Origin of the sequence: Aurantimonas sp. (assembly GCF_964217435.1) — a bacterium.
Classification (GTDB): domain Bacteria; phylum Pseudomonadota; class Alphaproteobacteria; order Rhizobiales; family Rhizobiaceae; genus Aurantimonas; species Aurantimonas coralicida.
Map to the genome: position 1 here is coordinate 78,560 of NZ_CAXPJM010000007.1, position 23,794 is coordinate 102,353.

Below are 23,794 nucleotides of genomic sequence, written 5' to 3' on the forward strand. Positions count from 1 at the left end.
AATACGAGATCGCGAGAGGTGTTCATGTCCCGCCTGATATTCGTCAATCTGCCCGTCGCCGACCTGCCCCGCGCCATTGCCTTCTACGAGGCCGTCGGCGCCGTGCGAAATCCGCAATACTCCAACGAGACGGCCGCCTGCATGGTGTTTTCGGAGACCATCCACGTGATGATCCTGACCCATGCGCGCTTCGCCGACTTCACCCACAAGCCGATCGCCAACGCGCATGCCACCACCGAGGTGCTGCTCTGCACGACGGTGGATAGCCGCGAGACGGTGGATGCGGTGGTCGGATGGGCGGGCGCGGCCGGCGGTGTCGCCGACCCGACGCCCAGCCAGGATCACGGCTTCATGTACATGCGCAGTTTCGAGGACCCCGACGGCCACATCTGGGAAATCTCCTGGATGGATCCGGCCGCGGTTCCGGCCGACAGCGAGATGGCGACGGCCTGACACGCCGCCGGGCGGATCGCCGGCTCGGCCCGGCGCGCTGCCCCTCGCCCGCCGCGGCATCGGCGCGAACCGGACACCGTCGCGGCCATCCGGCCCCCGGCACGGCGATCCTCGCCCTGCCGCAGCGCAGACAGCCCGCAACGAAGGAGGAACGCATGGAATATGTCGATGGATTCGTGGTGCCGGTCCCCGCCGCCAACAAGGACGCCTATCGCGAGATGGCGGTGAAGTTCGCGCCGATGTTCAAGGAGTTCGGCGCCCTGCGCATGGTCGAATGCTGGGGCGACGACGTGCCCGACGGCAAGGTCACCGACTTTCGCCGCGCGGTGCAGGCCGAGGAGGGCGAGGTCGTCGTCTTCTCCTGGATCACCTGGCCGGACAAGGCGACCCGCGACGCCGGCATGAAACGGGTGATGGAAGATCCGCGCATGCAGCCGGGCGGCGACATGCCCTTCGACGGCAAGCGGATGATCTTCGGCGGCTTCCAGGTCATTCTGGACAGCTGAGCCCATGTCGAAGATTTCCCCCTGCCTCTGGTTCGACACCGAGGCCGAGGCGGCGGCGCGCTTCTACGTCGAGACGTTCCGCGCCTGCGGCCAGACCGCCTCGCTCGGCGACACGCTGCTCTATGGCGAAGCCTTCCCCGACCGGGAGGGCAGCGTCCTGACCATCGGCTTCACGCTGGCCGGACAGGACTTCATCGCGCTGAACGGCGGATCGAGCTTCAAGATCACGCCGGCGGTGTCGCTGTTCGTGTCCTGCGCCGACCAGGCCGAGATCGACGCCTTCTGGGAGCGCTTCCTCGACGGCGGCACGGTGCAGCAATGCGGCTGGATCACCGACCGGTTCGGCCTGTCCTGGCAGATCGTGCCGGCCGCCCTCAAGCGGATGACCCACGACCCGGACAAGGCGCGGGCCGCCCGCGTCATGCAGGCGATGATGGGCATGGTGAAACTGGACCTGGCGTCCCTCGAAGCCGCATATCGAGGCGAGGCCTGACGGGAGCGCGGGCGGGCATTGTCACCCCTCTGCCCGCCGCGATCCCGATGGAAGCGGCCGCAACCCCCTCGCGGCCGCTTCCATCGCATGGGAGGGCCGATCAGGCCTGGGCGAGCTCGCGCTTGACCTTCGAGCAATAGCGCTGGGAGATCGGGTTCATCCGCTTGGCGTAGTGACCGGCATTGTACTTCAGGATCGTGCCGCAGGTGGTGCCGCCGCCGCGCTGCACGGCACCGGCCAGGTAGCGCATGCCCCACTTGATGTTGGTGGCCGGGTCGTAGAGCGCCTTGGTGCTGCCGCGATAGCCCATGCCGCGCGCCGTCGCCGGCTTGATCTGCATCAGCCCGACTTCGCCGGCCGCGCCCGTGACCGACGAGCGATAGCTGCTCTCGATGTTGATGACCGCGTGCGCCAGGTTCAGCGGCACGCCATGGGCGGCGGCTTCCCTGGCGATGATCGTCGCGAACGGCCGGTCGGCAAAGCGCTCGAGCGCTGCGACCTGCGTGGCGGACGTGATCTCGGATGTCGTGTCGTTGGCGAAAGCAGTCGTCATATGGCCGAATGCAAGCGTCGCGGCGAGAGCCACGGCAGTCAGTCTGTACATAAAAACCCCAAGTGATCGATGCCGGCCATCCCCTTGCAGGGCCGGCGCTATTTCCCTCGAAAGCGGCGCACCGCAGTTGCGAAGGACCGCTGTGTGCGGCGCAAAACCATCGGGATTGTGACGAAGCGATCACGCAACATTTCAGGGTGTAACAAACACCGTGAATCAGGCGCTTGTGGTTGCGCTTTCATCGGGGTCGAAGGGCGACCGCGGCAGGCTGGTCAGGAGCCGGTGCAGGGTTTCGATCGTCGAGGCATCGGCAATGCCGTCGACCCGCTCCTGGCGGAAATGCCGCTGGAAGGCGACGGTCGCCTGACGCGTTGCGTCGTCGAAGGTTCCGTCGCACGGCACGCCGTAGCCATAGGCCGCCAGCAGCGACTGATAGGCGGCGACGGGCTCGCCCCGATCGCCGAGGCCGAAGTAGCGCCCGCCCCGCAAAGGCGCCGGATCCACCGCATGGCCGATGCCGGCGGAAAAAAGTTGAAGCCAGGGGAACTTTTCGCCGGGATCGGACTTTCGCGCGGGAGCGACGTCGGAGTGCGCCAGCACGAATTCGGGCCGGATCGCCCACCGCGCGACACAATCGGCACACAATCGGGTCACCGCATCGATCTGCGCGGGCGGGAAATCGGGATAGCCGTTGCCGTGCCCGACATTGACGATCTCGATGCCGATGGAGCGCGAATTGATGTCGTCGCGGCCGCGCCAGCTGCCGGTCCCCGCATGCCAGGCGCGCCTTTCCTCCGGCACCATCTGCACGATCCGCCCGTCCTCATGGACGAGATAGTGGCAGGACACCTCGCTCTCGGGGGTGCAGAGCCAGCGCATGGCCGCCTCCCCGGTGCCCATGCCGGTATAGTGCAGGATCAGCATGTCCGGCCGCAGCCCGTTGCGGCGTTCGGTATGGTTCGGCGACGGACAGATCTCGTCGACGCCGGCATGGTCTGGAATCACGCCGCGGTCTTTCCTGCAATCTGGCTGTAGGCGTTGTTGATCGCCTTCATCCGCTCGGTGGCGATGAACATGAACTCGTCGGGCACGCCGCGGGCGGCCAGCCGGTCGGGATGGTTCTCGCGCACCAGCGTCAGATAGCGGGCCCGGGTCTCCGACGGCGCGGCGTCCGGGTCGAGCCCCAGCACCGCATAGGGGTTGCTCGGCCCCAGGATGTGCCGGTTCTTCACGTCGGTGAACTCGGTCTCGCTCAGGCCGAAGATGCGGGCGACCTCGGCCAGGAACTCCAGCTCGCGCTCATGCACCAGCCCGTCCGCCTTGGCGATGTGGAACAGCCCGTCGAGAACGTCGGTCAGAAGCTCGCAGGTCTCGCCTTCCTCACGGCACAGGCCCTTCAGCCGCATCGCATAGGTGTCGAAGCCGGCAATGTCCTGCTTGGCGATGTCATACAGACGGAAGACGTTGCGCAGTTCCTCAGGCGGGATCTCGAGGATCTCCTGGAACGCCGTCACCTCACGCGGCGAGACGATGCCGTCGGCCTTGGCCATCTTGGCGGACAGGGCGATCACGGCGACGCCGAAGGCGACGCGCTTGCGCGTGTCGCGATCGCCGCCGAAAATCGCACGGATGCTTTCGAAGATGGCGTCCAGCGTCGCGCGGCTGCCGGCGGGTATGCCCTGCAGCAGCGTGTTGAGGCTCGTCAGAATGTTCATCGCGCCGCCCCGCCGGCCATGTTGTCGAATCGAGATTATCTGCGATCGTTCGCTGCGACGCAAACCGACGGGCGCCGAACGCCTGCGAACAGCCCGTCACCGCCGCAAAAACCGCGCCGGCCCGTGCCAAACGACGCCGTCGCCCGTTGGTTTCGTGCGCCCGCGCCGGAATTTCGCATCTGCGTCACCAGCCCCGTTCCAGCCAGCCGTGATCAATGGGAGAGCGGCGCAGACCGTCCGCCGTCGCCGATGCGGGACCCTTGCGGCGATCCGGGCCGTGCGGCGACCTTCCTTCTGCTGAATTCGAGTGACCCGATGCGCGACCGCCACGAGACCAATTCCTCCCCCGCCGCGCGCCGTGGCACCAAACGCCGCCTGGCCATGGCCGGCATGGCGCTGGTTCTGGCGCTTGCCGGCTGCCGCTCCACGGCGCTCAGCGTCGCCGAGCTCGGCCTGTCCGACATGACGGTCGAGGCCTCGCACGAATACCCGATCCACGGCATCGACGTCGCCAAGTACCAGGGCGACATCGACTGGAACGCGGCCCGCCAGGGCGGCGTCGCCTTCGCCTTCCTGAAGGCGACCGAGGGCGGCGACCGGCTCGACGACCGCTTCCACGAGAACTGGCGCGAGGCCCGCGCCGCCGGCGTGCCGCGTGGCGCCTATCACTTCTGGTACCACTGCCGGCCGGGCATCGAGCAGGCCCGCTGGTTCATCGACAATGTCCCGCGCGAAAAGGGCGCCCTGCCGCCGGTGATCGACGTGGAGTGGACGCCCTTCTCGCCGACCTGCACCAAGCGGCCGCCGCGCGAGGACCTGATCCGCGAGGTCATGGCGATGTCCGACGCGCTGGAGCGCCAATACGGCCAGCGCCCGATCCTCTACGTGCCGATCGACGTGCATCGCGAACGCCTGGTGGCCGCCTTCCCGCGCCATGAATTCTGGGTGCGCGCCGTCGCCGACCATCCCGACAATGTCTACGAGGACCGCAAATTCCGCTTCTGGCAGTACACCGCCACCGGTTCGGTGCCGGGCATTCGCGGCGAGGTCGACCGCAACGCCTTCGCCGGCTCGCGGGCCGATTGGGCGAAATGGCTGCAGGCGCGCATGCGGCGTTGACCTTCTTCAAAGCGCCATGATGATCGCCTAGGCGCGGGTCAAATTCACTTTGCCCCATTTGGAGGAATTCGCCGATGCCCGTTGCCAGCCGTCTCGCCCTGACCCTGTCGCTTCTCCTGTCCGGCAGCACCCTCGCGGCGGCCCAGCAATGCGGCGGCGATTTCGGCGCCTTCCTCCAGGGTGTGCGGGCCGAGGCTGAGGCCAAGGGCCTGTCGGCCGGCGCCATCGACGCGGCCGTTGCCGACATGCGCCAGGACCCGAAGGTGCTCGCCGCCGATCGCGCTCAGGGCGTCTTCGCCCAGGACTGGCAGCAATTCGCCACCCGCATGGTCAATGGCTACCGGCTGCAGCAGGGCAAGGAAAACCTGCAGAAATATGCCAGCGTCCTGTCGCGCATCGAAACCGAGACCGGCGTGCCCGGCCCGGTCATTGCCGCCTTCTGGGGACTGGAGACCGATTACGGCGCCGTCCTCGGCAATTTCGACACGCTGGCGGCGCTGGCCACCCTCGCCCATGACTGCCGCCGTCCCGAACTCTTCCGCCCGCACCTCCTGGCGGCGATCGAGATCGTCGATCGCGGCTACCTGACCCCGTCCGAGATGAAGGGCGCCTGGGCCGGCGAGATCGGCCAGACCCAGCTTCTGCCCGAGGAATATCTGGAATTCGGCACCGACGGCGACGGCAATGGCCGGATCGACCTGCGCCAGGACGCCGCCGATGTCCTGTTCACCACCGGTAAATACATCCAGTCGCTCGGCTGGCGCGGTGGCGAGCCGTGGCTCGAAGCCGTGCAGGTGCCGTCGGAATTCCCGTGGGATCGCGCCGCGCTGGTCAACAAGGAGCCGCGCGCCAATTTCGCCGAGCTCGGCGTGACCAGGGCCGACGGATCGGCGCTGCCGTCCGACCAGCTGCCGGCCTCGCTGATCCTGCCGATGGGACGCGGCGGCCCGGCCTTCCTCGCCTATCCGAATTTCGACATCTACCTGAAGTGGAACAAGTCGCTCGTCTATTCCCTGACCGCGGCCTATTTCTCGACGCGCCTTGCCGGCGCCCCGCCGGTCGACATGGGCAATCCGCAACCGGGCCTCGACCTCGAGGGCACCAAGCAGCTGCAGCAGCGCCTGACCGATCTCGGCTACGACACCGGCGGCATTGACGGCATCATCGGCGAGAACACACGTGCCGCCGTCCGCAAGGAGCAGATGCGCCTCGGCCTGCCCGCCGATGGCTGGCCGACGGCCGACCTCCTCCGCGCGCTCTGATAGGACGACGCCCCGGCGAACACTCCGCCGGGGCCCTCGCCGCACCGCCGATGGGCCGGCGTGCCCTCGCCATCCGGCGCCGAAGACGCTAAGCACGGCTTATCTCCATCGATGCCCGCGCCGGGACCCGACGACCGGCGGCGCGGGCGGCAGGATGCGCCCGTGACCCGACTCCGTCTCCCCGCTCTTCCGGCCATCGCTCCCGTACGGGCCGGTGCGGATCGACGGTGCACCCGTCAAGCCCCGCGGCCCCGCGCGTGAGGGACGACGCCGTTCCGCCCGTCGAGACGCCCGGCGCGGCGAGCCGGATGCCCGTGCCGCTGCAATGGCTGGCGCTGCTGGCGCTCTCGATCCTGATCGGCAGCCTGCTGGAACTCGTCGGCATGCCCGCCGCCATGCTTCTGGGGCCGATGATCGCCGCCATCGTGATCGCGGTGCTCGGCACCACCATCGCCGTGCCGAAGGCGCCCTATCACGGCGCCCAGGCGGCGATCGGCTGCCTGGTCGCCTCGTCCATCACGCTGGAGATCCTCGCCACCTTCCTGCGCGACTGGCCACTCTATGTCGGCGTCGTCCTCGCCGTGGTGACCGCCAGCGGCGTCCTCGGCGGCCTGATGAGCCGCTGGCACGTCCTGCCCGGCACGACGGCGGTCTGGGGCTCATGGCCCGGCGCCGCCACCGCGATGATGGTCATGGCCGAAGCCTTCGGGGCCGATGCCCGGCTCGTCGGCTTCATGCAGTATCTGCGGGTGATCCTGGTCGCCTTCGCTGCCGCGCTGATGGCGGGGTTCTGGACCAATGGCGACGCCGCGGCCTCTGTCGGCACGGCGATCGTCTGGTTTCCGGCGCTCGACTGGGCGCATTTCGGTCCGACGCTGGGCTTTGTCGGCCTCGGCATCCTGGTCGGCCGCTTCCTGACGATTCCCGCCGGCCCGTTTCTGCTGCCCATGGCCATCGCCGTCGCGCTCACCCTCGGCGGCGTGGTCGAATTCCAGCTGCCGGAATGGTTCCTGGTCATCGGCTACGGCATTCTCGGCTGGAAGATCGGCCTCGGCTTCACCCGCGCCGTTCTTGCCCATGCCTGGCAGGCCCTGCCCAAGATCGTCGGCTCGATCCTTCTCCTGATGGCGTTCTGCGGCGGCATCGCCGCGCTCCTGCACGTCTGGCTCGGCATCGATCCGGTCACCGCCTATCTGGCGACCAGCCCCGGCGGCATGGATTCCATCGCCATCATCGCGGCCTCGACCAATGTCGATCTGCCCTTCGTCATGGCGTTGCAGACGGTGCGCTTCGTCATCGTGCTGATTGCCGGCCCGCCCATCGCTCGCCTCGTCGCCCGCCGCATCGGCGCGCGCGACTGAACTCCGGCCCGGCCTCGCGCTATTCGCGCGGCGCCGGCTCGCCGGTCTCGTCCACGGCTTCCGCTTTGCCATTGCGCCGCGCGACCCGGCGCCGGGTCATCGCCCGGCGCAGGGCGCGGCCGCGCACCTTCAGCCAGACGCCCAAATCCTCGACGGTCTCGATCCGGTCGCCATAGAGCTCGGTCAGGGCAGCGCGAAACTCGGCGTAGCCGAAGCGCGCCTCGCCCTCCAGATGACGGATCACCACCATCCAGGCCGGCGAGACCAGCAGCGACACGGCGGTCACCGCCAGCGCCAGCCGGTAGACGTCGCCGCCGATCGCACCCGACGCAAAAGCCGCCGCCGCCAGCACGAAGGAGAATTCCCCGATCTGCGCCATGGAGAGCCCCGCCTCCACCGCGATCTTGTGCGGCAGGCCCGCGAGGCGGATCAGCAATATGTTGAGGACGGTCTTGGCGAGGATCACGAAGAGCGAGGCGACCAGCACCAGCACCCAGTTCTCGACGATGTAGTTCAGGTCGATCAGAAGGCCGATGGACAGGAAGAACACCACCAGCAGCAGCGCCTGGATCGGCTCCACCACGTGGATGACCGGCGAGCGCAGGGTCGAGGCGCCGACGACCAGCCCGGCAATGAAGGCGCCATAGGCCGGCGACAGGCCGACGAGGCCCGAAAACGAGGCGGCGGCGAAGCAGAAGGCCAGCGAGCCGAGCGCCAGGATCTCGACATTGTTCTCCACTGCCGGCGCGAAGGACGGCTTCAGCTTCGGCCGGCGGCCGAGGAACCACAGGAGCCCGCCGAGAACCGCGACGGCGACGGCGATCTTCAGCCCGACATCGACCCAGCTCACCGCTTCCTCGCCGCCGAGCGAGGTGGCGACGATCAGCATCGGCACCACCGCCAGATCCTGGGCGATCAGCACCGCGACGGCGATCCGCCCCGGTTCCTGGCGCAGCTCGCCGATGTCCTCCAGCATCTTCATCGCCACCACGGTCGAGGACAGCGCAATGATGAAGCCGAGAATGATCGCCTCGGCCAGCGTCGCCTCGGAGATCGCCATCAGGCCGAAGGAGATCGCCATGGCGGCGATCAGCTGGCCGCCGGCGATCTGCACCGCCGGCTTCAGCGAGGCGACGAAGGCCTTCAACGACAATTCCATGCCGATGAAGAACAGGAGCATCAGCACGCCCATCTCGGCGAGCATGGTGACGTTCTCGTTGGAGGTGGAGATGACCCCCAGCGCCGAGGGACCGAGCAGCACGCCGGCGAGGATGAAGCCGACCAGCGGCGGCTGCCGCAGCCGCATCAGCCCGAGGCCGGCGGTCACCGCGACGACGATCACGAAGGCGATGGCGGTCAGCCCGGTGTCGGCGCCATGGCCGCCCTGTGCGCCCTGGGCCACCTCCGCGACCGCGTGTTCGACCGTCGCCGTGGCCTCGGTGACCGCTTCCTCCATGTCGTCTCCCTTGATCCGCCTGCCTGATTCGCGGTTGCGGCACGAAAGGCGAGAACCTTGGCCCGCTTGTGTCCGGCGCCCGGGCATCGGCCGCTTTCCTCGGCATCGGCCGGTCGGGGACCGTCGTGATCACGCTATCACCCTGCCCACGCATCTGTTTCGCCGCTCGGGCGTTCCCATATGGAAACCAGCCATCGAACCGGAGACCCGTCCATGAATGCCGCCGACCCTTCCCTTCATGCCGACCACCAGCGGCGCCTGACGCGCATCAGCCGGGTCGCGCGGCTGATGGACACGGCGATCCGCATTCCCGGCACCGGCATTCGCTTCGGCGGCGATTCCGTGCTGGGCCTGATTCCGGGTGTCGGCGACGCCGCAGGCAGCCTCGTCGGCATCTACATTCTCAACGAAGCCCGGCGCCTCGGCGTGCCCAAGCACAAGCTGGTCAAGATGGCCGGCAATCTCGGCATCGACTTCGCCGTCGGCGCCGTGCCGCTGCTCGGCGACGTCTTCGACGTCTTCTACAAGGCGCATCGGCGCAATCTCGACATCGTCCTCGACCATTTCGGCGAGGCCGGCACCGCCTATGGCGACGCCCTGCGCGATCCGCCGATGAAGGACATCACGCCGAAGCGCGCCTGACCGCTTTCGCGTCTTCGCGCCGACATTCATCCGTGCCACCCTTGGCCGCGACCACGAAGGCGGGGGACGACGGGTGAAGGATGCAGATGCGGCAGTGCGCGGGGACCGGGCAGCGGATGCCGTCGCGGGACATGAACGACCCGCCCACGCTCCGCAGGGCTCGCCCGGCGAGGTGTTCCGCGCCTTCCTGAAACTCGGCGTCTCGGCCTTTGGCGGGCCGATCGCGCATCTGGGCTATTTCCGCGACGAGTTCGTCACCCGGCGACGCTGGGTGGACGAGGCCGGCTATGCCGATCTGGTGGCGCTGTGCCAGTTCCTGCCCGGCCCGGCCTCCAGCCAGGTCGGCTTCGCGCTGGGCCTGATGCGGGCCGGCCCGCTGGGCGGGCTGGCGGCCTGGACCGCCTTCACCCTGCCCTCGGCCATCCTGCTGATCCTCTTTGCGGCAGGCGCGTCGGCCTTCGACAGCGGCATCGGCGCGGCGATCGTCCATGGCCTGAAGATCGTCGCGGTCGCCGTGGTGGCGCAGGCGGTGTTCGGCATGGCGCGCAGCCTCTGCCCCGATCGCACGCGGGCGAGTATCGCGGTCGTCGCCGTCGTGGCGGTGGTCGCGCTGGCCGGTTCGCTCGGCCAGATCGCAGCCATTGTCATGGGCGGACTCGCCGGCCTCTGGTTCTGCCGCGCGGACGCTGCGGTGCTGCCGCCGATCCCCATGGTCCCCGTCTCGCGCACCGCCGGGCTCGTCGCCCTTGCCGTCTTCGCCGTTCTCCTGATCCTGCTGCCGGTCTTCGCCGCCATGGACTCGGCGACGAACGGTGCCGGTCCCGTTGCGTTGTTCGACGCCTTCTACCGGGCCGGCGCGCTGGTCTTCGGCGGCGGCCATGTCGTTCTGCCGCTCCTGCAGGCCTTCGTCGTCGAGCCGGGATGGGCGAGCGACGACGCCTTCCTCGCCGGCTACGGCGCCGCCCAGGCCGTGCCCGGCCCGCTCTTCACCTTCGCCGCCTATCTCGGCGCCATCGCCTCGCCGCAGGGCTACGGTCTGCCGGGAGCCGTCATCGGGCTGGTGGCGATCTCGCTGCCCGGCCTGCTTCTCGTCGTGGCGGCGCTGCCCTTCTGGGACGAATTTCGCCGCCGCGTCACGGCGCAGGCCGCGATGCGCGGCGCCAATGCCGCCGTCGTCGGCATTCTCGGGGCGGCGCTCTACGATCCGGTCTTCGTCAGCGCCGTGCGCGGACCCGCCGATTTCGCCCTGGCGCTGGCCGGCTTCGTCGCCCTGGTCGTCTGGAAGGCGCCGCCCTGGACGGTCGTCCTCGCCTGCGCCCTCGCCAGCATCGCCATCGCCTAGTCACAGCAACGTCAACGAAGCCGTGATCGGATCATAGCAATCCCTTAAGCGACCCATGGCATTCTCGTCGCCATCGAGACCAGGCGTGGGCGCGATGCCGGTGGGGGGATGGGGATGAATTCGCGGGTCGACATGGATATCGGCGTCGATGTCCAGACGCTGTTCCTGACCAACGCCATGATCCTCATCGTCATGGGCCTCGCCTTCTACGCGGCCTGGCGCAAGCAACCGGACGAAACCTACTGGCCGGCCTGGATCGGCGCGAATTTCGTCATCGCCGCCTCGCTGTTCTCCTACATGGCCTTTCCCGGCAACGAACCGAGCTTCGGCCTGGCGCTGCCCAACAGCCTCCTGGTCATCGGCTTCGGGCTGCGCTGGACGGCGGCCCGCCTGTTCGCCCGGCGTCGCGTCTTCTGGCCCATCCTCGTCCTGCCGCCACTGGTCGTTGCCACCATGTTCGGCCTTCCCGGCTGGATCGACTATCGCGTGGCCTATTACACGGTGAACGCCATCCTGATGCTGTTCGCCGCCGCGACGGCCTGGGAATTCTACACCGATCGCGAGACCGGCCTGCCGTCGCGCTACGGCCTGCTCCTCGCCTATGGCGTCATGGCGCTGTCCTTCGCCGGCCGCATCGCGCAGGGCATCAACGCCCATACCGCGGACACCGCGCATCTGGTCTTCGACAGCGTGCTGCAGATCCATCTGCTCATCGCGGTGATCCACACCACCGCCAGCGGCGCCTTCGTGCTGTCGATCGCCTATGAGCGCATGGCCAGGGACCTGCGCCACGCGGCGATGCACGATGCCCTGACCGGACTGCCCAACCGCCGCGCCTTCGAGCAGCGGCTGGAGAAGGCCCTCCAGGACCGCGGCCACTTCGCGCTGGTCGTCTTCGATCTCGATCATTTCAAGAGCATCAACGACCGCTACGGCCATGCCGCCGGCGATGCGGCGCTGAAGCGCTGCGCCCTCCTCTGCCCGTCGGTGCTCCGCCAGCAGGACTTCGTCGCGCGCGTCGGCGGCGAGGAATTCGCGGCGATCCTGCCCGGTGTCACCCCGACCGAGGCCTTCATGCTGACGGACCGGGTGCGGGCCACCGTCGCGGCGACACGGATCGTGGCGGATGACGTCAGCTTCGGGCTGACGCTCAGCGCCGGCATCGCCCATTCCGCCGAAGGCGAGGCCAGCTTCGACCGGCTGATGCGCGCGGCCGACGCCAATCTCTACCGGGCCAAGAACGGCGGCCGCAATCGCATCGCCGAGACCGCCGCCGCCTGACGCCGCGCCGGTGTCACCACCGCCTGGTGCGGGCGATATAGCCCTCCGCCTCGGCGCCGAAGGCCGAGCGCAGGGCCGCCTCCTCGCCGCGAATGAAGCGGGCGGTGATCACGAAAGGAAAGATCAGGGCAATCGCCACGGCGGACAGGGCGCCGATCCAGAACGCGAGCCCGACGAGCACCAGCGCCATGCCCGTATAGATCGGGTTGCGGTTGATCCTGAACGGGCCCTCGACGATCAGCGCCTTCGGCACGTCCCGCGGCTCGATCGAGGTGCGCTTGCGCCGGAACCACAGGGCCGACCATGCCGCGAGGAGGACGCCCACCACGATCAGCGCGATGCCGATCAGCGTCGCGGGCGCCGACACGAAGACGGCGATCGGCAGCACCGACGCCGCCACGACCTCGGCGATGAGAAAGCCGGAGGCCCAGACCGGCGGAAGGTCCGGGAAATCGCGCTTCATCGACATGGTCGTCTCCGTTGGTTTCGTCGCCGGCTCCGCATATGGGGCGCCGCGCGGCCCGGCACGAGGCCCTGCGGCCGCCTTCAGCCGGCAGCGTTCGGCCGGGCAGGTTCAGGGCATGTGGTGGGATGCGATCGGGATGGGACGCCCCGCGAAGCGTCGGGACGGTCAGGCCGCGCGCGAGCGCAGCGGGTTCTGCATGGTCGGGCTGAACATCCGGTAGGTCTTCCGGCCGGACGCCTTGGCGGCGTAGAGGGCCGAGTCGGCGCGGCAGAACAGCGTGTCCGGCTCCATCCCGGCCTCGGCCATGGCAATGCCGACCGAGGCGCCGAGATCGGACGCCGTGGCGTCGGCGGCGGGACCGTTGAGGAGATCGACGATGGTCGCGGCGAGGCTTTCGACGGCAGCCGCATCCAGATGGCTGCCGAGCAGCACGGCGAACTCGTCGCCGCCGACGCGGGCGACCAGTTCGGCATTGACGCAGACCTGCCGCAGCCGGGCCGCCGTCGCCTTCAGGCACTCGTCGCCGAAGGCGTGGCCATAGGTGTCGTTGATCGCCTTGAAGCCGTCGAGATCGATCAGCAGCAGCGCGCCGACGGCACGATCGCCGGCCGTCGTGCCCGCCAGATCGGCCAGCCGGCTCTGGAACTGGCTGCGGTTGGCGAGCCCCGTCATCACGTCATATTCGGCCAGATAGCGCATCTTGTCGGCCAGCAGCTTCTCCTCGGTGATGTCCTGCTTGAAGCCGAAGATGCGGACCGGTTCGCCGTTCTCGCACTCCACCGAGGCGGTGATGCGGATCCAGCGGTGGCGACCGGTGGCGGTGGTGATCTCGACGTCGAGGCCGAAACCGCCGCGCGTGGCGATCGCCTCGCTGCGGATCTCCTCGAGGACCCGCAGGGACTTTTCCGGATAGCATTTGAGGATCGTCTCGCGGTCGAGCGGCGCGCCGCGCGGCAAGTCGTAGAGATCGTAGACGACGTCGGTCCAGCGCAGCGTGTTCTGCGGCAAGGCGCATTCCCACACGCCCATCCGCGCCGCCTCGGACGCCCGGTCGAAGATCTTGGTCATGTGCGCGAGCTGGGTGTTCTTCTGGCGCAACAGGCGCGAGGTGGCCTCGAGCGCCGAAGACAGACGCGCAATGCGCGCGCTGCTGTTCCCGCGATAGATCATCGGGGCGCCTCCCCGCCCGGCATCGGGCGCCGCACCGTAGCACACGCCCCGCACGCCGCCGCATCTGTCGCGGCGGTTTCGACGCTGGGCAGGCTCGGCATGTCAGTCGGCATGGCGGGTCACGGTTCCTCGGTCGCGATCACGCCACATTTCTAGAGCGCGACACTTAAGAATTCCCTCGCGCCGGCGGTCTTGATTGATCAGTCAGTCAGCCATGGTCTCCAGGCTGGCGTAGCTCTCGGCCGCGTCGCCATGGTCGAAGGGGGTTTCCACCTCGACGAAGGTGTCGGGATAGAACCCGTTGAAGCGGGTGCGCAGGGACAGGGAATAGGCCCCGATATGGCCGATCTCGATCCAGTCGCCGGTGTCGACGGTCTCCGGCAGCCAGAACGGCCGCGACAGGATGTCGACGCTGTCGCAGGTGGCGCCGCAGACCTTGAAGGCCTGAATGTTCGCCGGGTCGCCATTGCGGCTCTGGCGGGCCGGATCGGGGATGAAGCGCGCCGGCAGGGTGATCTTGCCGGTCCAGGAATCCGACAGCGACGCCCAGATGCCGTCATTGATGTAGAGCCGCTTGCCCTTGCGCAGCAGCACCCGCACGATCAGCGAGAAGGCCCGCGCGACGACCACCCGGCCCGGCTCGGCGACCATCGGCATGTCCGAAAAGCCCCATTCCTCCACGTCGGAGGTCAGCCGCGACATGATCTGACCGAAACCCGGCATCTCCTTCTTCTTGCGTCGTGGATCGTGGCCGTATTCGGCCGGAAAGCCGCCGCCGACATCGATGCCGGCCAGCGGCACGTCGGCCCGGTTGCGCACCCAGTCGGCCGAGGCGAGCGCCCGCTCGTAGGTGTCCGGGTCCTCGATCTGCGAGCCGACATGGAAGCAGATGCCGACCTTGAAGCCGATCCGGTGGCAGCGCTGCAAGAGCTCCACCGCATGGGCCGGCGCCGCGCCGAACTTCTTCGACAGTTCGTATGCGGCGCTGCCCTTGGTCTGGATGCGGATGAACAGGGTGATCTTGCCAGGATCGAGATCCAGCGCCCGCACGACGCGCAGGATCTTCACCACCTCGTCCTCGTGGTCGAGGGACATCACCCGGATCCCGTAGGTCTCCAGCGCCAGGCGGATGTCGGACTGGGCCTTCACCGGATGCATGTAGAGCATCTCGGCATCCGGCTGGGCGGCGCGCACCGCCTCGAACTCGCCGGGCGAGGCCACGTCGAAGATGCGCACGCCGGCCCGGCTCAGCGTCTCCAGCACCATCGGCTCGCCATTGGTCTTCACCGCATAGGCGGTGTCGCCGGGAAACGCCGCCATGAAGCGCTCGGCATCGGCGGTCAGGACGGCGGGACGGAAGCAATAGACCGGCACGTCGGGCCGAAGCGTCAGGGCGGCATCCTTGGCGGACTTGAAGGTCTGCAACAGGCGGTTCTCCACGGGTGACGCTCGGGTCACGGGACGGGTCGGACGAACTGCGGATGAGGGAATCACCCGCACTGCCCGTCATCGCGGCGCAACTAGAGCATGGATCGGCGTTGTCAGCGCCCCTGCCCGCGGCCGGCCTGCGGATCGGCCCGCAAGACCCGGCCATTCCGGCGGCGGACAGCGGCTCGCCTGCTCCCTCACGGGGGCCGCTTGTCGGACAGCCGGACAGCGCTCTAAACAGGGACACCCGCCAACAGGAACCATCGCCATGCCCGCCGCCCCGCTTCGCCTGACCGACATCGTCCGTGACATCGAGGCCGGGCGCACGACGCCGCAGGCGGTGCTGGCCGCGACCAACGAGCGGATCGACGCGGGCGACGGCGCGCTCGGGGTCTTCACCCACCGCGCGCCGGAAGCCTCGCGCGCCGAGGCGGCGGCGGCCAAAGGTCCGCTGGCCGGCGTGCCCTTCGGCGCCAAGGACGTCTTCGACAGTTTCGACATGCCGACCGAGCACGGCTCGGCGATCTATCGCGGCCACCAGCCGGCCGCCGATGCCCCGGTCATCGCGCTGGCGCGGGCCCGGGGCGCGGCCATCGTCGGCAAGACCGCTACGACCGAATTCGCCTCGCTCGATCCGACCCCGACCCGCAATCCGCACAATCCGGACCACACGCCGGGCGGCTCCTCCTCCGGCTCGGCGGCGGGCGTTGCCGCCGGCTACCTCGCCGGCGCCTGCGGCACCCAGACCGGCGGCTCGGTCATCCGCCCCGCCTCCTTCTGCGGCGTCGCCGGCTACAAGCCGAGCTTCCGGCTGTTCCCGACGGTCGGCGTGAAGACCTATTCCTGGTCGCTCGACACGGTCGGCTTCTTCGCCGCCACGGTGCCCGACGTCGCGCTGCTCGCCGCGCTGATCAGCGGCCGGCCGCTGGCCGACACGCCGCCCGCCGATGCGTCGGGACTGACCATCGGCCTCTACCGCTCGGCCGTTGACGATCTGCTCGAGCCCGACATGGCGGCCGCCTGGGACACGGCCGCCCGCGTCATCGAGGCGGCCGGGGCCAAGCTGATCGAGATCGCCGAGCCGGCCTCGCTCTCGGCGGCCCGCGAGATCCACGCGCCGCTGCAGAATTTCGAGGCGGCGCAGGCGCTGTTGCACGAGCGCACCCGGCACCGCGCCCTGATGGGCCCGAAGGTGCTGGAACAGCTCGACCACGGCGCGAGCGTGACGCCGGAGGAATACGACAATGCGCGGCGCACGGCCCGGATCGGCCGCAAGGCCGCCACCACCCTGTTCGAGAATGCCGACGCCCTGCTGGTGCCCTCCGCGATCGGCGCGGCGCCCCACAGCCTCCGCTCGACCGGCGACGCGATGTTCAACAAGCTGTGGACCATCACCGGCAATCCCTGCGTCAACGTGCCGGGCCTGCACGCCGCCAACGACCTGCCGGTGGGCCTCACCATCGTCACCCGTTTCGGGCGCGACGCGCGGGCGCTCGCCATCGCCGCCATGCTGGGCGAGCGGCTGGCGATCTGAGGATTCACCACGAACCCATCGACCGTCCGCAAATACGGGAACCGAAGTGCTGCAGTGCCGTTCACACCCCGCATATCAACGAGGGGAACCCCACATGCGGATCGAGACTCTGGTCACCATCTTCGGCACCGTCGTGTTCTTCGGAATGCTCGGCGGCATCACCACCGTCGGCGCGATCGTCCTCTTTCCCTGATCGTCGCGACGCCGCTGTCCCCCGGCGGCGTCCCCGATCGGGACCATTCCCAAATCTGGCAGCTTCGCCACATTCGCCCCGCTTGAGGGCTCGTGCGCCGTCTCGCCGTGCCGTGAGGCCGCGACCGACGCCAATCGCCTGATCACACTGGACTTCCTTCGGCTCAGACCCTCCCCGGAAGGCCCGACCCGGCTACACGCAGCGGCTCGCGCCTTCGCCACTGTCCCAAAAAAACACAGGCCGGATGGCGCAGTGCATCGCCGCGCTCACAGGGGCTGCGTGGATTTGGCGCGCCTCGCTGCCGCAGTGCAGCGACGAATTCGCATTTACCTTCTGTGTCACGCCGTTACTCTTCGTGTGTCCGTCAACGAGGAGGCAATGCAAATGGAACTGACGCGTCCGCTGAATTTGCTGATGATCTGTGCCGCGTTTGCATTCGTCGGAGCCATGGTGATCGGCGTCGTGCCCTGATCCCATCCGTCCGACGGGCGCCTGACGGTGCCCCATCGACAAAAAAGCCGGGGCCCTGCCCCGGCTTTTCTTGTTTCGGTCGATGTCCTCGCTCGCGGCTGCTCAGGCCGCGGCGGCCTCGCTCTTGGGAGCGGCGGCCGTTCCGGCCCGCATGCCGAGGATGTGGCAGATCGAATAGACCAGGTCGGCCCGGTTCATCGTGTAGAAATGGAAGTCCGACAGGCCGCGCTTCTGCAGGTCCAGCACCTGCTCGGCACAGACCGCCGCCGCCACGTGGCTGCGGGTCTGCGGGTCTTCCTCCAGCCCGTCGAAACGCTCGGCCAGCCAGGACGGGATCTTGGCGCCGGTGGCGTTGGAGAAGCGCGCGACCTTGACGAAGTCGTGGATCGGCACGATGCCCGGCACGATCGGAATGTAGATGCCGGCGCGGCGCACCCGCTCGACGTAGCGCTCGAAGACGTCGTTGTCGAAGAAGAACTGGGTGATCGCACGGGTCGCGCCATTGTCGACCTTGCGCTTCAACAGGTCGATGTCGGTGGCGAAATCCGGGCTTTCCGGATGCTTCTCCGGATAGGCCGCGACGGAGATCTCGAAATCGGCGAAGGCCTTCAGCCCGGCGACCAGTTCGACGGCGTTGCGATAGCCGTCCTCGCGCGGGACATATTTGCCGCCGACGCCGTTCTGCCCGTCGCCGCGCAGCGCCACGAAATGGCGCACGCCGGTCTCCCAGTACTGGCGCACCACCTCGTCGACCTCTTCCCGCGAGGCATCGACGCAGGTCAGATGCGCGGCCGGGGTCAGCGTGGTCTCCTTGAGGATCCGCTCGATCGTCTGGTGGGTGCGCTCGCGGGTCGAGCCGCCGGCGCCGTAGGTCACCGAGACGAAGCTGGGGCCGAGCGGCGCGAGACGCTCGATCGAGCGCCAGAGATTCTCTTCCATCTTCTCGGTCTTCGGCGGGAAGAACTCGAAGGATACGCGAAGTCCGGAACCGGCAAGCGGCGGGGTCTGGCTCATGACGGGGCTCTCTATCAGCTGACGAGGGTTGTGCGGTTCGGGCCGTCGCCTGCCATGAGCAGGCGGGGGTCCCGGGCGATGCAGATGGTCACGGTGAGTTCGCCGGTCTCGCCTCCGCTGGAGACGAGATGGTCGAGGGACACCAGTTCGAGGCCGGCATCGTCCAGATAGCCGGCCAGCGTGTCGTCGGAAAAGCCGAGGCGCAGATGCGCATGCTCGGCGCGCAGGAATTCCAGCTCGTGCGGCGCGAAATCGATGATCGCCAGGCGGCCGCCCGGCGCGACGGCCCGGGCCGCCTCGGCTACGGCGGCCTGCGGGTCTTCCAGATAATGCAGCACCTGGTGGATCGTGACGAGGTCGTAGGCCTGACGCTCGACCGGCAGGTGATAGGCCTCGCCCTGGCGCACGACCGCATTGCCGATCCCGGCACTGTCGAGCTTGGCCCGGGCGATCGCCAGCATCTCGCGCGAAGCGTCGATGCCGACGGCGCGCTCACAGCGCGGTGCCAGCACCTCCAGCATGCGGCCGGTGCCGGTGCCCACGTCGAGCAGCGTGCCGATGCGCTTGTTGCCGAGCGCGGCCAGAAGCGCCTGCTCGACTTCGGCGTCCGAGGCATGCAGGGCCCGGATCGTGTCCCAGCTTCCGGCATTGCGGGCGAAATAGTCGGCGGCGCGGCGGGCGCGCTCCACCCGCACGGCATCGAGCCGCTCGCTGTCGCGCTCGACCACCGGATCGGCCTCGTCGGCCCAGTTCAGAACGGCATGGACGAGACCGGAGACGCTGGCCTCCTCCGACAGGCGGAAATAGGCCCAGGCGCCTTCCTGATAGCGGGTCAGGACGCCGGATTCGACCAGCAGCTTCAGGTGCCGCGAGATGCGTGGCTGCGACTGGCCGAGAATCGCGGTAAGGTCGCTGACCGTCAGATCGCTTCGCGCCAGAAGCAGGACGAGCCGCAGGCGGGTCGGCTCGGCGACCGCCTTGAGGGCATCGACCAGTCGGCCGAAGGAGAGCTTCTGAATGTCCAGCATGTTCCGTCTCGATTTCGATATAAAGATATCTTTATGTGAAAATACGGGCCGATGCAAGCGATACCATGCGCCGCTGACGAATGGCCGGAGCGACAGCCCCGCCCCGATGGCCATCGCAGCGCCATGACGCAGCCTCTCCTTTCCCCGGCCGACCGGGACGCCACCGTCGCGCGGCCCGGCGAACGCCGCTTCGAGGGACCCGCACCGGCCTATGACGATGCCGGACTGGTCTTCATCGGCCGCATCCGCTCGCCCTGGACCGAGCGCTCGCAATGCCCGAAGAACGTCGGCCGTGCCCGCGAGGCGGGCCAGCCCGCCGAGATCCGGCTTGACCCACGCTGGCGCGAGGGCCTTGCGGGTCTGGGCGCCGGGCAATGGGTGCTGCTCCTGACCTGGCTCGACCAGGCGGATCGCGATCTCGCCTTGCAGATGCCGCGCCATGCCGACGCGCCCCGCGGCACCTTCTCGCTGCGCTCGCCGGTCCGGCCCAATCCGGTCGGCCTGCATCTCGTCCAGATCGTCGCCCTCGATCGCGAGACCGGGATCATCGGCATCGATGCCATCGACGTCCTCAACGGCACGCCGCTCCTCGACATCAAGCCCTATCTCGCGTCGGTCGACGCGCCGCCGGCCTGACCGGACGGACGCTGCCTTGGCCACCGAACGCCAGAAGCGCATTGCCCGCGCCCTCACCGCCCTGATCCCCCGCGCGCCCTTCATCGACGCCGAGGCGATCCGCGAGGCGGCGCGCGCCCGGCACATGCGCTCCCTGCCGCCCGAACGTGCCGTCTGGCTCGCCGCGGTCGCCCATATCCGCCACGCCCATACCGACTATGACGAGCTCATGGACGACGGCTACGACAAGGACGCCGCACGTTTCTTCGTCCTCGACGACACCAATGCGGTGCTGGACGGCTGGGGCGCCACCCGCCATCTCGACCCCGATGCGATCGACGAAGAGCCGGGGCTCAACGAAGCGGACGACGACGCTTCCGATTCCGGATGAACGAGCGGGCGCCGCGTCACGCGGCGTTCCTATCCGGTGACGGCCGGCAAGGCCGCGGGGTCATGCGCGTGAGGTGGCCTGATCCCGCACAATCCCGGCCATCCAGCTGACGAAAATCCCCAACCGGCGCGAAAAACCGACGGGATCGATGTTCGGCGTGATCGCCTGCTCCAGAAAGTAGAGGATCTGTTCGCCCTGCGCCGGGTAACGGCACCGGAAGGCCTGAGCATGCTCCGCGAGCGTTCCCGGCCAACACGGATCATCCTCGCTTCGCAACACATTGGTCGAACGGATCAGCTTGCGCGACGCCTCCCTGACCAGGCGGTTCGCAATGGCGTCGGACTGCGCCACCAGCAACGCGTTACGATAGTCCCCCAGAACGCGCTCGAAATCCCCGTTGACCGCGAGGGCGAGTGTCCTGGAGGGACGGAACAGGGCGATACCATCCGCCAGATCCTCACCGACGAGGCAGCGGCAATGGTGCCTGAGCCAGTAGCGCCATGCCATACCGGCGTCCTCCGACGTAACCTCCTCAAGCAAGCCCATGTCGAAATCGACCTTGCTGATGACCGGGTGAGTCAGATCGATTTCAAGCCTGATCGCGTCGAGGACAGCCGTTTCGCGATCGGACAACGGTCCGCGCATGATCAGTGACAGGTCGAGGTCCGAACGCCCTGGGACTGCACGGCCGGCCGCGATGCTCCCATAGACATAGACGCTGTGAATCGAACAAACCGAATCCGGGGACAGCCGGTCCCGGACCTGCGCGAGGACGGGGAGGAACGCGCCCTGGAACGGGCGGTCTCCGATCACCGAAATGAAACCTCGTTGGTCAGCGGTCATCGTGCCAGCATGCTTCCAGCAATGGGACGGGCCCGCTCAGCCTATCCGCGCATGAGGGCCCCCGTAAGAGCGAAGCAAGTTCTGCTGCACTCACCGGAACGTCCGCTCGGGGAGGGGCACCTACGCCTCATCGGCAGCGACCGGATGCCGGGCTCTCAACCCTCTCCGCGCAACGGCAACGTCACGAGGAAACCTCAGGCGTAGATCCACTGCTCCGGAATGCGCGCCTCGACGGCCTCGCCGACCGTGATGCGGCCCGGCTTCTCGACCCAGGCGACAAGGCCGCGGCGGTGCATGGCGGCCTTCACGAAGCCCAGCTCGATGTCGCCGCGATCCGGGTAATGCGCCGCGATCGCCGCGCCTGAGGACCGGCAGGGGCCATTGTCGCCGTCGATCCGCAGGGTCACCCCGCCGGCGAACATCAAGAGCGTGCGCGGCGGCAGCCAGGTGAGACGCGCAATGCCGCCGACGAGCAGATTGCCGCCGATCCATTCCGGACGGATCTCGGGAATGCCGAGCGCTTCTGCGGCCTCGGCCAGTTCGTCGGCGGCCAGCAGCGAGAGCTGGCGCTCGTTGCGCATCCGCGTGCCGCGCGGATACCAGGGCTCGCGTCCCCCTGAGCGCCGCGTCATCCCGCCATGGCGGTCGCCGTCGATGCCGTCGAAGCCGAGGTCGAGATGATCGACCGGCACGGTGGCGAACCCCTCGCCCTGCGTCCGGAAGAGCCCGTCGATCGTGGCGGCGAGCTTGCGCGCCCGCGTGCGTTGCATCTGCATCCGTCGGTGTCGTCCGGCATCGTGTTGGCGGCGACGGCCCGCCTAGCGCGGCGAATCGTCGGTGGTCTCCGCCCGCGTGTGGCTGCGGTCGAAGGTGGCCACACGATAGATGTAGAAGCCGACGATGGCGATGAGCACGGCGTTGGAAACCGGCCCGACATAGGATTCCACCGCCTCGTAATTCTGGCCGAGCGCATAGCCCGCATAGGCCAGAAGCGTCGTCCAGGCGGCGCTGCCGATGGCAGAGAAGATCAGGAAGGTCAGGAAGGACATCTTCGCGATGCCCGCCGGCACCGAGATCAGCGTGCGCACGGCCGGCACCAGGCGACCGAACAGGACGGCGGCGATGCCGTATTTGCGGAACCAGCGATCGGCGGCGTCGACATCCTCCGGGGCCATGGTCAGCCAGCGGCCATGGCGCTCGGTGAAGCGCTTCAGCCGGCGCTCGCCGACGAAGCGGCCAGCATAGTACCAGGGGATGACGCCGAGGAGCGACCCGACCGTGCCGGCGAGGATCACCGTGACCAGCGACATCTGCCCGCTCGCCGACTGGTAGCCGGCCAAAGGCATGATCAGTTCGGAGGGGATCGGCGGAAAGACGTTTTCCAGGAACATCAGGAGCGCGATGCCGAAGGGGCCGAGCGTTTCCATCATGCTGCGGACAAAGGCGTCCATGTCGTCTCCGTTCAGTCTCGCCGCGCAGGGCGCCATTCACCGTGCAGAAAGCCCTGCATGGCGTTTCGGGTTCCGCCCCGCATGCGGCCGGCGACCGTCTGCCCGGCGTAAGCCGCGGCGCTTGCCGGCGCCACGGGGGAGTGATCTCATGGCCGGATGACGACCGGTCTCGACACATTCGACGGCTTCAGCTGGGCGAGCCTCCTGGCCGGCCGGGACGTGCTCGTGCTCGACCCCGACGCGGCGCGGGGCCTGCGCACCGCCAATGCGCTCGACGCCGCCGGAGCCCGCGCCAGCCGCGTCGCCACAGTGGAGGCGGCGCACGACCGCATGCTGCGCCGCGCCTTCGTCGTTGCGGTGGTCGCCCTGCCCGGCGAGGCCGGCCTCGACGAGACCTTGGGCGCGCAGTTCGCGGCGGCGGGCCTGCATCTGATGCTGCTGGCGGCGCCCGCACGGCACGCCGCACTGCGGGCCCGCCATCCCGGCGCCCGCGTCGCCGGTCTCGACCTCGGCGAACGCCAGTTCGTCATGCTGCTGACCGGCACCGCCGACGAATAGGCCATGCCTCTCCCCCGGACGATCGCGGCAGGCGGCGGCCCTGCCCGACCCCGCTCCGCCAGCCACCCGCGTCAGGGAGCCGGATGGCTGTCCGCCAGGCACTGGTCGTGATCGGCCAGCACCTCGATCACCCGGCATTGCTCGACCGTCTCGTTCCGGCAGCGGGTCATCCGCGCGACCTCGGCCCGCAGCGCCGTCAGCCGCGCGATCTTGCGGTCGATGTCGGCGAGATGCGCCGTGGCGATCTCGTCCGCCTTGGCGCAGGGCCGCGTCGGATGACCGGCCAGGTCGAGAAGCTCCCGGATCGCCTCGATGTCGAAGCCGAGTTCGCGCGCATGGCGTACGAAGCCGAGGCGGCGCAGATGCGCCTCGCCATAAAGCCGCCGGTTGCCGGCACTGCGCGGCGGCGCCGGCAGCAGGCCGATCTCCTCGTAATAGCGGATGGTCGG

Annotated in this window: 26 protein-coding genes; 13 read left to right on the forward strand and 13 right to left on the reverse strand. The window is 68.6% G+C overall.

What is annotated here, in order from left to right:
• Positions 1–24 precede the first annotated feature (24 nt).
• From ACEQX1_RS03035 to ACEQX1_RS03045, 3 genes are all read left to right on the forward strand, one after another.
• A complete protein-coding gene (locus tag ACEQX1_RS03035) occupies positions 25–453 on the forward strand; it encodes a VOC family protein (RefSeq protein ID WP_370195988.1) in 429 nt (142 codons plus the stop codon).
• A gap of 155 nt (positions 454–608) precedes the next feature.
• The gene (locus ACEQX1_RS03040) at positions 609–959 is read left to right on the forward strand and encodes a DUF1428 domain-containing protein (protein WP_188076308.1); all 351 of its coding nucleotides are present in this window, start codon (positions 609–611) and stop codon (positions 957–959) included.
• A 4-nt stretch (positions 960–963) separates the two neighbouring features.
• Entirely contained in the window at positions 964–1,452 is a 489-nt protein-coding gene (locus tag ACEQX1_RS03045; RefSeq protein WP_187390545.1) for a VOC family protein, read from the forward strand.
• A 100-nt stretch (positions 1,453–1,552) separates the two neighbouring features.
• Here the strand turns inward: ACEQX1_RS03045 and ACEQX1_RS03050 are convergent, their stop codons facing one another.
• The 3 genes from ACEQX1_RS03050 to ACEQX1_RS03060 form a co-directional block, all read right to left on the reverse strand.
• Positions 1,553–2,005 (reverse strand): lytic transglycosylase domain-containing protein, encoded by a 453-nt coding sequence (locus ACEQX1_RS03050; RefSeq protein WP_370195992.1) that lies wholly within the window; start codon positions 2,003–2,005, stop codon positions 1,553–1,555.
• Between the two features lie 216 nt (positions 2,006–2,221).
• Positions 2,222–3,010, reverse strand: coding sequence for an N-acetylmuramoyl-L-alanine amidase (locus ACEQX1_RS03055; protein WP_370196495.1), 789 nt, complete (start codon positions 3,008–3,010; stop codon positions 2,222–2,224).
• Positions 3,007–3,720: a DnaJ family molecular chaperone gene (locus ACEQX1_RS03060; protein ID WP_009210171.1), complete on the reverse strand. Its 714-nt coding sequence runs from the start codon at positions 3,718–3,720 to the stop codon at positions 3,007–3,009. Before ACEQX1_RS03060 ends, ACEQX1_RS03055 begins: the two co-directional genes overlap by 4 nt.
• Positions 3,721–4,035: 315 nt before the next feature.
• Between ACEQX1_RS03060 and ACEQX1_RS03065 the strand changes: the two genes are divergently transcribed.
• The 3 genes from ACEQX1_RS03065 (at position 4,036) to ACEQX1_RS03075 (ending at position 7,462) form a co-directional block, all read left to right on the forward strand.
• Positions 4,036–4,839 carry a GH25 family lysozyme gene (locus tag ACEQX1_RS03065; RefSeq protein WP_370196496.1) on the forward strand — a complete coding sequence of 268 codons (804 nt, stop codon included), beginning with the start codon at positions 4,036–4,038 and terminating at the stop codon, positions 4,837–4,839.
• A gap of 74 nt (positions 4,840–4,913) precedes the next feature.
• Positions 4,914–6,101, forward strand: coding sequence for a lytic murein transglycosylase (locus ACEQX1_RS03070; protein ID WP_370196497.1), 1,188 nt, complete (start codon positions 4,914–4,916; stop codon positions 6,099–6,101).
• 227 nt (positions 6,102–6,328) lie between these two features.
• The gene (locus ACEQX1_RS03075) at positions 6,329–7,462 is read left to right on the forward strand and encodes an AbrB family transcriptional regulator (protein WP_370194962.1); all 1,134 of its coding nucleotides are present in this window, start codon (positions 6,329–6,331) and stop codon (positions 7,460–7,462) included.
• Between the two features lie 19 nt (positions 7,463–7,481).
• Here ACEQX1_RS03075 and ACEQX1_RS03080 read toward each other — a convergent pair whose 3' ends face one another.
• Entirely contained in the window at positions 7,482–8,918 is a 1,437-nt protein-coding gene (locus tag ACEQX1_RS03080) for a cation:proton antiporter (RefSeq protein WP_370194959.1), read from the reverse strand.
• A gap of 213 nt (positions 8,919–9,131) precedes the next feature.
• Between ACEQX1_RS03080 and ACEQX1_RS03085 the strand changes: the two genes are divergently transcribed.
• From ACEQX1_RS03085 to ACEQX1_RS03095, 3 genes are all read left to right on the forward strand, one after another.
• A complete protein-coding gene (locus ACEQX1_RS03085; RefSeq protein ID WP_024352020.1) occupies positions 9,132–9,560 on the forward strand; it encodes a DUF4112 domain-containing protein in 429 nt (142 codons plus the stop codon).
• A 172-nt stretch (positions 9,561–9,732) separates the two neighbouring features.
• Entirely contained in the window at positions 9,733–10,902 is a 1,170-nt protein-coding gene (gene chrA / locus ACEQX1_RS03090) for a chromate efflux transporter (RefSeq protein ID WP_370196504.1), read from the forward strand.
• A gap of 108 nt (positions 10,903–11,010) precedes the next feature.
• Complete coding sequence (locus ACEQX1_RS03095; protein WP_370196498.1) at positions 11,011–12,183, forward strand: GGDEF domain-containing protein; 1,173 nt, start codon at positions 11,011–11,013, stop codon at positions 12,181–12,183.
• Positions 12,184–12,196: 13 nt separating this feature from the next.
• Here the strand turns inward: ACEQX1_RS03095 and ACEQX1_RS03100 are convergent, their stop codons facing one another.
• The 3 genes from ACEQX1_RS03100 to ACEQX1_RS03110 all read right to left on the reverse strand — a co-directional run bounded on the left by ACEQX1_RS03100 (position 12,197) and on the right by ACEQX1_RS03110 (position 15,244).
• Complete coding sequence (locus ACEQX1_RS03100; protein ID WP_370194467.1) at positions 12,197–12,652, reverse strand: isoprenylcysteine carboxylmethyltransferase family protein; 456 nt, start codon at positions 12,650–12,652, stop codon at positions 12,197–12,199.
• A 162-nt stretch (positions 12,653–12,814) separates the two neighbouring features.
• On the reverse strand, positions 12,815–13,819 hold the full coding sequence (locus ACEQX1_RS03105; RefSeq protein ID WP_370194466.1) for a diguanylate cyclase domain-containing protein: 1,005 nt from the start codon (positions 13,817–13,819) through the stop codon (positions 12,815–12,817).
• A 204-nt stretch (positions 13,820–14,023) separates the two neighbouring features.
• Entirely contained in the window at positions 14,024–15,244 is a 1,221-nt protein-coding gene (locus ACEQX1_RS03110; RefSeq protein ID WP_370196499.1) for an alanine racemase, read from the reverse strand.
• A 271-nt stretch (positions 15,245–15,515) separates the two neighbouring features.
• Here ACEQX1_RS03110 and ACEQX1_RS03115 point away from each other — a divergent pair, with 271 nt between their 5' ends.
• Entirely contained in the window at positions 15,516–16,781 is a 1,266-nt protein-coding gene (locus ACEQX1_RS03115; protein ID WP_370196500.1) for an amidase, read from the forward strand.
• Between the two features lie 766 nt (positions 16,782–17,547).
• Here the strand turns inward: ACEQX1_RS03115 and metF are convergent.
• Positions 17,548–18,459, reverse strand: a complete 912-nt coding sequence (gene metF, locus ACEQX1_RS03120) for a methylenetetrahydrofolate reductase [NAD(P)H] (protein WP_009210182.1) — start codon at positions 18,457–18,459, stop codon at positions 17,548–17,550.
• A 14-nt stretch (positions 18,460–18,473) separates the two neighbouring features.
• Entirely contained in the window at positions 18,474–19,487 is a 1,014-nt protein-coding gene (locus ACEQX1_RS03125; protein WP_188076319.1) for a metalloregulator ArsR/SmtB family transcription factor, read from the reverse strand.
• A gap of 123 nt (positions 19,488–19,610) precedes the next feature.
• Between ACEQX1_RS03125 and tsaA the strand changes: the two genes are divergently transcribed.
• Positions 19,611–20,123, forward strand: a complete 513-nt coding sequence (tsaA, locus tag ACEQX1_RS03130) for a tRNA (N6-threonylcarbamoyladenosine(37)-N6)-methyltransferase TrmO (protein ID WP_370194463.1) — start codon at positions 19,611–19,613, stop codon at positions 20,121–20,123.
• A 16-nt stretch (positions 20,124–20,139) separates the two neighbouring features.
• Entirely contained in the window at positions 20,140–20,493 is a 354-nt protein-coding gene (locus ACEQX1_RS03135; protein ID WP_370194462.1) for a DUF2293 domain-containing protein, read from the forward strand.
• A 60-nt stretch (positions 20,494–20,553) separates the two neighbouring features.
• On the opposite strand, the gene ACEQX1_RS03140 is transcribed toward ACEQX1_RS03135, so the two are convergent.
• The 3 genes from ACEQX1_RS03140 to ACEQX1_RS03150 form a co-directional block, all read right to left on the reverse strand.
• Positions 20,554–21,336: a hypothetical protein gene (locus tag ACEQX1_RS03140; protein WP_370194461.1), complete on the reverse strand. Its 783-nt coding sequence runs from the start codon at positions 21,334–21,336 to the stop codon at positions 20,554–20,556.
• A gap of 194 nt (positions 21,337–21,530) precedes the next feature.
• Entirely contained in the window at positions 21,531–22,112 is a 582-nt protein-coding gene (locus ACEQX1_RS03145; RefSeq protein ID WP_370194460.1) for an MOSC domain-containing protein, read from the reverse strand.
• A gap of 42 nt (positions 22,113–22,154) precedes the next feature.
• Positions 22,155–22,787: a DedA family protein gene (locus ACEQX1_RS03150; RefSeq protein WP_188076323.1), complete on the reverse strand. Its 633-nt coding sequence runs from the start codon at positions 22,785–22,787 to the stop codon at positions 22,155–22,157.
• A gap of 156 nt (positions 22,788–22,943) precedes the next feature.
• Here ACEQX1_RS03150 and ACEQX1_RS03155 point away from each other — a divergent pair, with 156 nt between their 5' ends.
• Complete coding sequence (locus tag ACEQX1_RS03155; protein WP_370194459.1) at positions 22,944–23,345, forward strand: hypothetical protein; 402 nt, start codon at positions 22,944–22,946, stop codon at positions 23,343–23,345.
• 71 nt (positions 23,346–23,416) lie between these two features.
• Here ACEQX1_RS03155 and ACEQX1_RS03160 read toward each other — a convergent pair.
• Positions 23,417–23,794: helix-turn-helix domain-containing protein (locus ACEQX1_RS03160; RefSeq protein ID WP_370196501.1), on the reverse strand; the 378-nt coding region annotated here is incomplete at its 5' end.

What these genes read in the sequence shown, in the direction of transcription:
- ACEQX1_RS03145 (WP_370194460.1), bottom strand. Translation starts at nt 22,112, where the DNA reads ATGCAGATGCAACGCACGCGGGCGCGCAAGCTCGCCGCCACGATCGAC.
- ACEQX1_RS03040 (WP_188076308.1), top strand. Translation starts at nt 609, where the DNA reads ATGGAATATGTCGATGGATTCGTGGTGCCGGTCCCCGCCGCCAACAAG.
- ACEQX1_RS03080 (WP_370194959.1), bottom strand. Translation starts at nt 8,918, where the DNA reads ATGGAGGAAGCGGTCACCGAGGCCACGGCGACGGTCGAACACGCGGTC.
- metF (WP_009210182.1), bottom strand. Translation starts at nt 18,459, where the DNA reads ATGAGCCAGACCCCGCCGCTTGCCGGTTCCGGACTTCGCGTATCCTTC.
- ACEQX1_RS03045 (WP_187390545.1), top strand. Translation starts at nt 964, where the DNA reads ATGTCGAAGATTTCCCCCTGCCTCTGGTTCGACACCGAGGCCGAGGCG.
- ACEQX1_RS03060 (WP_009210171.1), bottom strand. Translation starts at nt 3,720, where the DNA reads ATGAACATTCTGACGAGCCTCAACACGCTGCTGCAGGGCATACCCGCC.
- ACEQX1_RS03150 (WP_188076323.1), bottom strand. Translation starts at nt 22,787, where the DNA reads ATGGACGCCTTTGTCCGCAGCATGATGGAAACGCTCGGCCCCTTCGGC.
- tsaA (WP_370194463.1), top strand. Translation starts at nt 19,611, where the DNA reads ATGACGCAGCCTCTCCTTTCCCCGGCCGACCGGGACGCCACCGTCGCG.
- ACEQX1_RS03155 (WP_370194459.1), top strand. Translation starts at nt 22,944, where the DNA reads ATGACGACCGGTCTCGACACATTCGACGGCTTCAGCTGGGCGAGCCTC.
- ACEQX1_RS03065 (WP_370196496.1), top strand. Translation starts at nt 4,036, where the DNA reads ATGCGCGACCGCCACGAGACCAATTCCTCCCCCGCCGCGCGCCGTGGC.
- ACEQX1_RS03125 (WP_188076319.1), bottom strand. Translation starts at nt 19,487, where the DNA reads ATGCTGGACATTCAGAAGCTCTCCTTCGGCCGACTGGTCGATGCCCTC.
- ACEQX1_RS03105 (WP_370194466.1), bottom strand. Translation starts at nt 13,819, where the DNA reads ATGATCTATCGCGGGAACAGCAGCGCGCGCATTGCGCGTCTGTCTTCG.
- ACEQX1_RS03115 (WP_370196500.1), top strand. Translation starts at nt 15,516, where the DNA reads ATGCCCGCCGCCCCGCTTCGCCTGACCGACATCGTCCGTGACATCGAG.
- ACEQX1_RS03050 (WP_370195992.1), bottom strand. Translation starts at nt 2,005, where the DNA reads ATGACGACTGCTTTCGCCAACGACACGACATCCGAGATCACGTCCGCC.
- ACEQX1_RS03095 (WP_370196498.1), top strand. Translation starts at nt 11,011, where the DNA reads ATGGGGATGAATTCGCGGGTCGACATGGATATCGGCGTCGATGTCCAG.
- ACEQX1_RS03100 (WP_370194467.1), bottom strand. Translation starts at nt 12,652, where the DNA reads ATGTCGATGAAGCGCGATTTCCCGGACCTTCCGCCGGTCTGGGCCTCC.
- ACEQX1_RS03035 (WP_370195988.1), top strand. Translation starts at nt 25, where the DNA reads ATGTCCCGCCTGATATTCGTCAATCTGCCCGTCGCCGACCTGCCCCGC.
- ACEQX1_RS03070 (WP_370196497.1), top strand. Translation starts at nt 4,914, where the DNA reads ATGCCCGTTGCCAGCCGTCTCGCCCTGACCCTGTCGCTTCTCCTGTCC.
- ACEQX1_RS03140 (WP_370194461.1), bottom strand. Translation starts at nt 21,336, where the DNA reads ATGACCGCTGACCAACGAGGTTTCATTTCGGTGATCGGAGACCGCCCG.
- ACEQX1_RS03085 (WP_024352020.1), top strand. Translation starts at nt 9,132, where the DNA reads ATGAATGCCGCCGACCCTTCCCTTCATGCCGACCACCAGCGGCGCCTG.